Genomic DNA, 7,321 nt, shown 5'->3' with positions numbered 1-7,321 from the left:
CTGGTGTTCACCGTCAGCGTCGCCAGCAACGGCGAGGTCACCCTCGACCAGCTTCGCGCCATCGTGCATCCCGACACCAACAACCCCGATGACTCGAAGACCCTGACCGCCGACAACCTGGTGACCTTGACCGCGACCAAGACCGACAAGGACGGCGACAGCGCCCAGGCTACCCTGAACATCGGGCAGAACCTGGTGTTCAAGGATGATGGCCCGAGCATCAGCACCACCGGCACGGAACCAGTCCTGACCGTCGATGAAACATTCCTGGCGACCGACGCCACCCAGAGCTTCGCCTCCAACTTCACCTCAGCCTTCGGTGCCGATGACGCCGGCACGCTCACCTACGCCCTGGGCGTGGTGGCCGGCGCCTCCGGCCTGACCGACACGGCTACCGGCTCGGCAGTCAACCTGTCGCTCAACGGCACTGTGGTGGAAGGCCGTTCGGCCGTCGGCAACCACCTGGTGTTCACCGTCAGCGTCGCCAGCAACGGCTCCGTTACCCTCGACCAGCTTCGCGCCATCGTGCACCCCGACGCCAGCAACCCCGATGATTCGAAGACCCTGACCGCCGACAATCTGGTGACCTTGACCGCGACCAAGACCGACAAGGACGGCGACAGCGCCCAGGCCACCCTGAACATCGGGCAGAACCTGGTGTTCCACGATGATGGACCCACACTTGCCTTCGGCAACCTGATCGGAACCGGGAGTATCCTGCCGCAATATGGGTTCTGGAACAGTACGATCGGCGCCGACGGCCTGGGAACGACCGGTCTGGACATTTCGCTGGTGGGTGGCCAGTTCACGCTGGTCAGGCCAGACAACACCACCACGACCGGCACCGGCACACTCACCGAGACGTCGCCTTCGCCCGACGCCAATGGTGCGTTCAACTTCACCGGCACCCTGACCGGGGACTTCGACAATAACGCCACAACGGCCAACACCACGATCGACTACACGCTGACGGCCTTTGCCAATGGCAGCTATACACTGGACCTGGTGCAAGGCTTCAGTTCGGTCACCACGCTCAGCAGTGCCGACGGCTCGCTCGATGCCGGCGGCCCGGACGCTGTGCGCACCTTGCTGATCCCTAAAACGAATGACCCGACCATTCCATCGGCATCCGAGGAGATCGTGTTCTTCTCCGCCAAAGCACTCGCCTCGACGGCAGACATCTTCACCGGCATAGGCCTCGGGGCCCCCGACCCGACCGAAGCCGCGCTACAGACCAATCCCCTGCCGTCGTATATCGACCCCGCGTCGATGAACGTCAGCACGTCCGGTATCGGCGTCGCCAACAACCTGCTCCAGGGCGACAACCTGGCAGCGATCAGCGCCGCCGATGAGAGCTTCGTGATCAACCCTGAGACGCTGTTGACGGGCATGAAGATCTTCATCGACAACTCCGTAGCGGGCTACAACACCGCGACCGAGGACCTGTACTACCGGATCTACTACGCGGATGGGACGACATCGAACCTGACCGAGGTGAATACCCTGACACCAGAGGCAGGTGGTCAGGTGTCCTTCCTGGTCCAGAAGGAAGGCTCGGCGCTGATCGACGCCGTTCAACTGACGATGGGGCGAGGCGACATCAAGATCCCGGTGATCGAGTTCATCAAGGAAACCGAGAACCTGGCCAGCGACGTCAAATTGCAGTTCAGTGCGACGCTGACGGACAAAGATGGCGACTCCGCGAGTAGCACGTTCGACGCCAACCTGTTCGCCAACGAGCCGGACAACGCACCGTTCGACTTCACCCTGGTTGGCACGACCGGCCAGCGCGATGCCTTCAACATCGACCTGTCGACCGATGAGCTCCTCTATCAGGTCAGCGGGTTCGATGCCGGCGCGGGGCAACGAGACACGCTGGTGCTCAATGGCGATCCAAATGCCGTCGTCCAGTCGATCGACAACAATGGCGCAGACAGCATCGTGACCATTGCCGAATCCGGCGGGCAGACGACGACCATCACCCTGGTCGGGGTCGATATCGTCAACAACGACATCTTCAATGGCAGCGCCTGAAACATTGCGTGCGTGAAAACCTGCGAGGGTGGCCTGGAAACCACCCTTGCAGCGTAATGCCAGTCAGTTAAGCGATTTGGGGCCGCTTTGCGGCCCATCGCCGGCAAGCCGGCTCCCACAGGTATGGCGCAGACCTCAAGATTTTCGCGGTCCCTGTGGGAGCCCGGCTTGCCGGCGATGGGCTGCGCAGCAGCCCCAATGACGCTAACTGACTGGCATTACCTTCGCAGCGTGTTCTTTTGCAGGATACGACAAGCTTCGCCCCCAAAGGCCCTGGCCACTGGGTATTCAGTCCATCTCCCCCCATGTGGACGCAGGCGGCTCTTCGCCACCGGTGAGTCCGTGCCGCACCGCATACATCAGCAAGTCGATGCGGTTGGTGAGGTTGAGCTTCTGATAGATGCTGCTGAGGTGATTGTGCACGGTGTGCTCGCTGATACCCAGGCGGCCGGCAATGCACAGGTACTTGGCGGACGGGTCACCAACGATGGCGCGAACGAGTTCCCGCTCGCGCAACGTCAGCCGTGCATGTTTCGCCTGCGCCGGATTGCACCTGAACGGTATATGCCTGGCCGAGGCATAACCGGAAAGCCCACTGACCCAGGCTCTGTCCAGCCTGATGTCGCAATGGTGGACTTTGATGATGGCCTGGATAATCGACTCCGTTGAATCCTCGGCCAGCACGATGCCAAGCGCGCCCGCCTCGATGGCCTGGGCAACGGGGACGGTCTCGTACACCCCCTTGAGCACCAGCACTTTCATTCCGCCAGTGCGCGCGAGTTCGGCAACTACCCCGAGCGGGTCCAGCGCATCTGGAAAAAAGCTGAAGAAAATGACATCGGGCCGCAATTGATCGGCAAGATCCAGTGCATGGGTATAGGTAGTGGCCTGGCCACTCACTTCCATACGGGGTTTTCTGGCATTTATCAGGTCGTGAAGCCCCAGCAGCATCAGAGGCCGACAATCGATCAGCATCACGCGTATCATTTTTACAGGGTCCGGCATCATCTTCCTGCCTCCCATGAAAACGCTCCATGTCCTCCCCTTGTAAGCCTTCTCCTACAGGCCCTTCAGCGGAGTCTAGGTCAGCGCGCGGACTGACAGGCCCTTGCGCCGTAAGGCAGCGCCTCGAGGCGCATGTGCATCGGCGCCTCAATTACCGCGCCCCGGGCCTGAAAATCAAGGACTTAGACTTGTCGCCCCCTCCCCTCGGCGCATTTCTGCACCAGACGAAAAGTCAATTAAACGACGAATGGTGCGAACTTACGAACGCTAAAATGATCCCGTCAATTTTTCGCCATGCGTTGGGCTTTTGTTGCACTCGATCTCCTACCTCACTGTCGATCAGCTTTTCGCTGACAAACAGCAGGTTTTGCCCGCAGGCTTTAGCCGGATGGCGCCTGACCCGTTAAGATGGTGTTTCTTCAACCAGATGCAGACCACAATGTCCAACGACGCCCCCATCAGCCCGGGCCGGCCCAAGGATCTGGCCAAACGCGAGGCGATTCTCGAAGCAGCCAAGGCCCTGTTCCTCAGCCTTGGCTACGCCAACACCAGCATGGATGCGGTCGCTGCGGCGGCAGGTGTTTCAAAGCTCACCGTATACAGCCACTTCACCGACAAGCAGACGCTGTTCTCCTCGGCGGTCATGGCAACCTGCCAGATCCAGTTGCCCGACCTGCTGTTCGAGTACCCCGAGGGGGCGCCGGTGGAAGAGGTGCTGCTGACCATTGCCCGTGGCTTCCAGGCACTGATCAGCAGCGATGAAGCGGTCAAGCTCAGCCGCCTGATCATGGCCCAGGGCAGCCTGGACCCGAGCTTTGGCGAGTACTTCTACGAAGCCGGGCCCAAGCGCGTGCTGGCGGGGATGGAAGCTTTGCTGCGCGGGGCGCACGAGCGCGGGCTGCTGCGCATCGACAACCCGCTGCGTGCGGCGGAGCACTTCTTCTGCCTGGTCAAGGGCGCACCGGATTACCGGTTGCTGCTTGGGTGCGCGGGGCCGCTGGAGGGGGATGAGGCCGAGGCGCATGTGCGCGAGGTGGTAGGTGTGTTCCTGCGGGCGTTCCAGCCCTGAGACATCAGGCTGCCAGGACTGGCCCCATCGCCGGCAAGCCGGCTCCCACCTTGATCGCACTGTCCTCAAGGCCTGAGCAGTACCTGTGGGAGCTGGCTTGCCGGCGATAGGGCCCTTACAGGCAACATAAGATAGTTGCTCCTACAGGATACCGAGGCTCTCAGGTCAGGCCTTGAGGGCCTTCTTCGGGTAAATGTCATACCGGCTCGACTTGCCCTCCAGGCTGTGGCTCGGCTTCGGCCCGTCGATGATCGGCGCCTTGCGCGGCCGCTTCACCACCACCCGGTGGCTGGCCAGCGCCAGGGCAGCTTCGAGCAGGGCCGGGGCATCCAGGTCATCACCCACCAAGGGCCGGAACACACGCATTTCCTTCTTCACCAGCGCACTCTTGTCCCGGTGCGGGAACATCGGGTCGAGGTAGATCACCTGTGGCGCCTCGCCCTCCCAGGCGCGCATGCGCTCGATGGCGTTGCCGGTCAGCAGGCGCATGCGCCCCACGATCGGCCCCACCTCTTCATCCGACCGCGCCCGCGCCAGGCCATCCTCCAGCAACGCGGCAATCAGCGGCTGGCGTTCGATCAGGGTCATCTGGCAGCCCAGGCTGGCCAGCACGAATGCGTCCTTGCCCAGCCCGGCAGTGGCATCCAGCACCTGCGGACGCACGCCCTGGGCAATGCCCACCGCCTTGGCGATCATCTGCCCGTTGCCACCACCGAACATGCGCCGGTGCGCGGCCTGGCCTTCGACAAAGTCGACCCGCACCGGCCCCGGGGCCTGCGGGCCCAATTGCTGGATCTGCAAGCCATCAACGCCCACCTGCACGGCAAACCCGGCAGCATCGTCCAGCAGCGGCAACTCAAGGCGCTGTGCCCATGCAGCGGCTTGCGCCTCGAATTCAGCCGACAGCGCCTCGACCCGGATACCTGTGCCCTGCTCTTCCATCATTCACACCTAGAAATTGAACCCAGCCGTTAATGTATCGGCTACTTCGGCCGATACAGGCAATATCCCGCTATTCTGCCAGAGCACAACGCGCGCGACTGCCATGTCAGATACTCTTCCCATCGGCTTGACCTACCTGTCGCCTGTCGGCAACTACAGTCAGCACAACACCCAGGCACTCGGGGGCGTCAGCCACCTGTGGCAGGATTTCTTTGCCCGGGCCATGGCCGAGCAGCAGGAAGAGCCGGTAGACAGCGTCAGCCAGTCGTTCGTGCAATACGACCAGAGCAGCGGCGAGCCGATCGGCGGCGCCCGTGCGCTGGCCCTGATCGACGCCCAGCGGGCCTGCCCGGTACACGACACCGAGGTGGCACCGCCCGAGCCACTGTTCCTGCCCAAGGCAGAACTCGAAGCCAACCTGCTGCCGCCCGCCCCCGAGCCGTTCAGCGCAGTCGAGTTGATCGAGCAACAGCGCCAGCTCGACATCAGCAACAGCTGGCTACGCCCGGTGGTGATGAGCCAAGGTCACCCGATTGCCGAACCCGGCCCCGGCCCTACCCCACGCTCGCTGTTCCTGCCGATCGCCGAGTTCGAGACCAACCTGCTGGACCCGGCGCCCGAACCGTTCGATGACGCCACCCTGGCCAAGCAGCAGACCGACCTGGAGTTCGACATCCACTGGGCACGCCCGGTGGTGCTGAACAACGTGCGCGCCCACGCCTGAACGCGCCCACGCTCAACGACAGATCTGCCAGCGGCCCATGTCCACATGAAAGTGGTTGTGGTGTGCAGCGTTGTAGTCCGGCCCCAGTACCGTGCTGAAGCTGTCACAGGCCGCCTGCTGCACCTGACGAAGGAATTCCGCTTTCTGCCCGCCCGCCTGCCAGTCCCGCGCAAGGACGATGCGCTGGCCGTCCCGCAGACGAAAGCCACTGATGTCCAAGGCATCGGCCGTGGCGTGCTGGCTCAGCCGGCCCTGCTTGCGGTGATAGACATTGCGGCAGGCAAAACTGCCCAGGTGGTCGACCTGAGCCACCGGCTGCCCCAACACCCGTTGCGCCACAGGCTGCAGGCCATGGTTTTCGAACAGTGCATACGCCACTGCCAACGAACAACTGGCCAGGAAGCTGCCGCCGAGCCGCGCCTGACCACCGTCGATACGCCATACGTTCCGCAATGGGCAGTCGGCAGCAGTCGAACTGTCGGCTTGTGCCCGGTAGCGCAGCTGGCTGGTTTGAAGTGCCAGGCGACACAGCGTCGGGTCATCGCGAAGGCGGGACAGCTTGTAGGGGGTCAGCAGGTTGGGGGGCTGACGCACGTCCAGCGGCGCCCACGGGTTCCACGCGGCGGGCAGCTGCCAACCCAGGTGCCAGGCCAGCCCCGCAAGCAACGACAGGCCTGCCAGCAACGCCAGCACGGCCCTCATCAGCGGCGGAACAGGTCGTTGAGTTGGGCGAACGGCAGCGCCTGCTCACCGTAGCCGAAGGTGCCCTCATCGCGAATCTCCAGCGCGGCCCGATGGAAGGCCCCCAACGCGGCACGGGCAAGCGACGAGCCGACGCTGATGCGGCGTACACCCAGGTCCTGCAACTGGTTGACGCTCAGCGACACGCCCGCCATGCCCATCAGCACATTCACCGGCCGTGGCGCGACGGCCTGCACCACCGCGCGGATTTCCTCGACAGTACGCAGCCCGGGCGCATAGAGCACATCGGCACCGGCCTCGGCATAGGCCTGCAGGCGCAGGATGGTGTCGTCCAGGTCCATGCGCCCGTGCAGCAGGTTCTCTGCCCGGGCGCACAGGGTGAACGGGAACGGCAGGCTGCGTGCGGCCTGCACGGCTGCGCGCACACGCTCTACTGCCAGCCCGAAATCATAGATCGGCGTATCGCTGTGACCACTGGCATCCTCGATAGAGCCACCCACCAAGCCGACTTCGGCGGCCCGCAGAATGGTCTGGGCGCAATCTTCGGGCAGGTCGCCAAAGCCGTTCTCCAGGTCAGCGGCCACCGGCAAAGGGGTGGCATCGACGATCTCCCCGGCATTATCAAGGGTATCGTCCAGGCTCAAGGCGCCTTCGGCGTCCGGACGGCCCAGGCTGAAAGCCAGGCCTGCACTGGTGGTGGCCAGCGCCTCGAAGCCCAGGCTGGCCAGCAACTTGGCCGAGCCGGCATCCCACGGGTTGGGGATGACGAAGGCGCTGTCACGCTCGTGCAGGGCCTTGAAGGCTTCGGCTCGCAGGGTTTGCACATCCATGGTTCAACCTCCGGC

At 63.5% G+C, this 7,321-nt stretch carries 7 protein-coding genes; 3 read left to right on the top strand and 4 right to left on the bottom strand.

Annotated elements, in window-relative coordinates:
* On the top strand, nt 1-2,034 hold a 2,034-nt coding region (locus tag CAG22_RS09145; protein WP_256582415.1), incomplete at its 5' end, for a DUF5801 repeats-in-toxin domain-containing protein.
* Nucleotides 2,035-2,322: 288 nt separating this feature from the next.
* Here CAG22_RS09145 and CAG22_RS09140 read toward each other — a convergent pair.
* A complete protein-coding gene (locus CAG22_RS09140; protein ID WP_085587698.1) occupies nt 2,323-3,039 on the bottom strand; it encodes a response regulator transcription factor in 717 nt (238 codons plus the stop codon).
* Nucleotides 3,040-3,466: 427 nt separating this feature from the next.
* Between CAG22_RS09140 and CAG22_RS09135 the strand changes: the two genes are divergently transcribed.
* On the top strand, nt 3,467-4,108 hold the full coding sequence (locus CAG22_RS09135; RefSeq protein WP_085587648.1) for a TetR/AcrR family transcriptional regulator: 642 nt from the start codon (nt 3,467-3,469) through the stop codon (nt 4,106-4,108).
* A 165-nt stretch (nt 4,109-4,273) separates the two neighbouring features.
* Here the strand turns inward: CAG22_RS09135 and CAG22_RS09130 are convergent, their stop codons facing one another.
* Complete coding sequence (locus CAG22_RS09130) at nt 4,274-5,050, bottom strand: class I SAM-dependent methyltransferase (protein WP_085664583.1); 777 nt, start codon at nt 5,048-5,050, stop codon at nt 4,274-4,276.
* A 103-nt stretch (nt 5,051-5,153) separates the two neighbouring features.
* On the opposite strand from CAG22_RS09130, the gene CAG22_RS09125 reads away from it, so the two are divergent.
* The gene (locus CAG22_RS09125; protein WP_025337950.1) at nt 5,154-5,774 is read left to right on the top strand and encodes a hypothetical protein; all 621 of its coding nucleotides are present in this window, start codon (nt 5,154-5,156) and stop codon (nt 5,772-5,774) included.
* 12 nt (nt 5,775-5,786) lie between these two features.
* On the opposite strand, the gene CAG22_RS09120 is transcribed toward CAG22_RS09125, so the two are convergent.
* Both CAG22_RS09120 and CAG22_RS09115 read right to left on the bottom strand, forming a co-directional pair.
* Complete coding sequence (locus CAG22_RS09120; RefSeq protein WP_085692895.1) at nt 5,787-6,476, bottom strand: extensin family protein; 690 nt, start codon at nt 6,474-6,476, stop codon at nt 5,787-5,789.
* A complete protein-coding gene (locus CAG22_RS09115) occupies nt 6,476-7,306 on the bottom strand; it encodes an oxaloacetate decarboxylase (protein ID WP_085692896.1) in 831 nt (276 codons plus the stop codon). The genes CAG22_RS09120 and CAG22_RS09115 overlap by 1 nt, the downstream gene beginning before the upstream one ends.
* Nucleotides 7,307-7,321: the final 15 nt, after the last annotated feature.

The sequence above is a fragment of the Pseudomonas sp. B8(2017) genome, from assembly GCF_002113575.1.
GTDB lineage: Bacteria > Pseudomonadota > Gammaproteobacteria > Pseudomonadales > Pseudomonadaceae > Aquipseudomonas > Aquipseudomonas putida_Z.
Note: the sequence above shows the minus strand (reverse complement) of the source record. Positions and strands in the feature narration are given on the sequence as shown.

What these genes read in the sequence shown, in the direction of transcription:
- CAG22_RS09125 (WP_025337950.1), top strand. Translation starts at nt 5,154, where the DNA reads ATGTCAGATACTCTTCCCATCGGCTTGACCTACCTGTCGCCTGTCGGC.
- CAG22_RS09115 (WP_085692896.1), bottom strand. Translation starts at nt 7,306, where the DNA reads ATGGATGTGCAAACCCTGCGAGCCGAAGCCTTCAAGGCCCTGCACGAG.
- CAG22_RS09120 (WP_085692895.1), bottom strand. Translation starts at nt 6,476, where the DNA reads ATGAGGGCCGTGCTGGCGTTGCTGGCAGGCCTGTCGTTGCTTGCGGGG.
- CAG22_RS09140 (WP_085587698.1), bottom strand. Translation starts at nt 3,039, where the DNA reads ATGCCGGACCCTGTAAAAATGATACGCGTGATGCTGATCGATTGTCGG.
- CAG22_RS09135 (WP_085587648.1), top strand. Translation starts at nt 3,467, where the DNA reads ATGCAGACCACAATGTCCAACGACGCCCCCATCAGCCCGGGCCGGCCC.
- CAG22_RS09130 (WP_085664583.1), bottom strand. Translation starts at nt 5,050, where the DNA reads ATGGAAGAGCAGGGCACAGGTATCCGGGTCGAGGCGCTGTCGGCTGAA.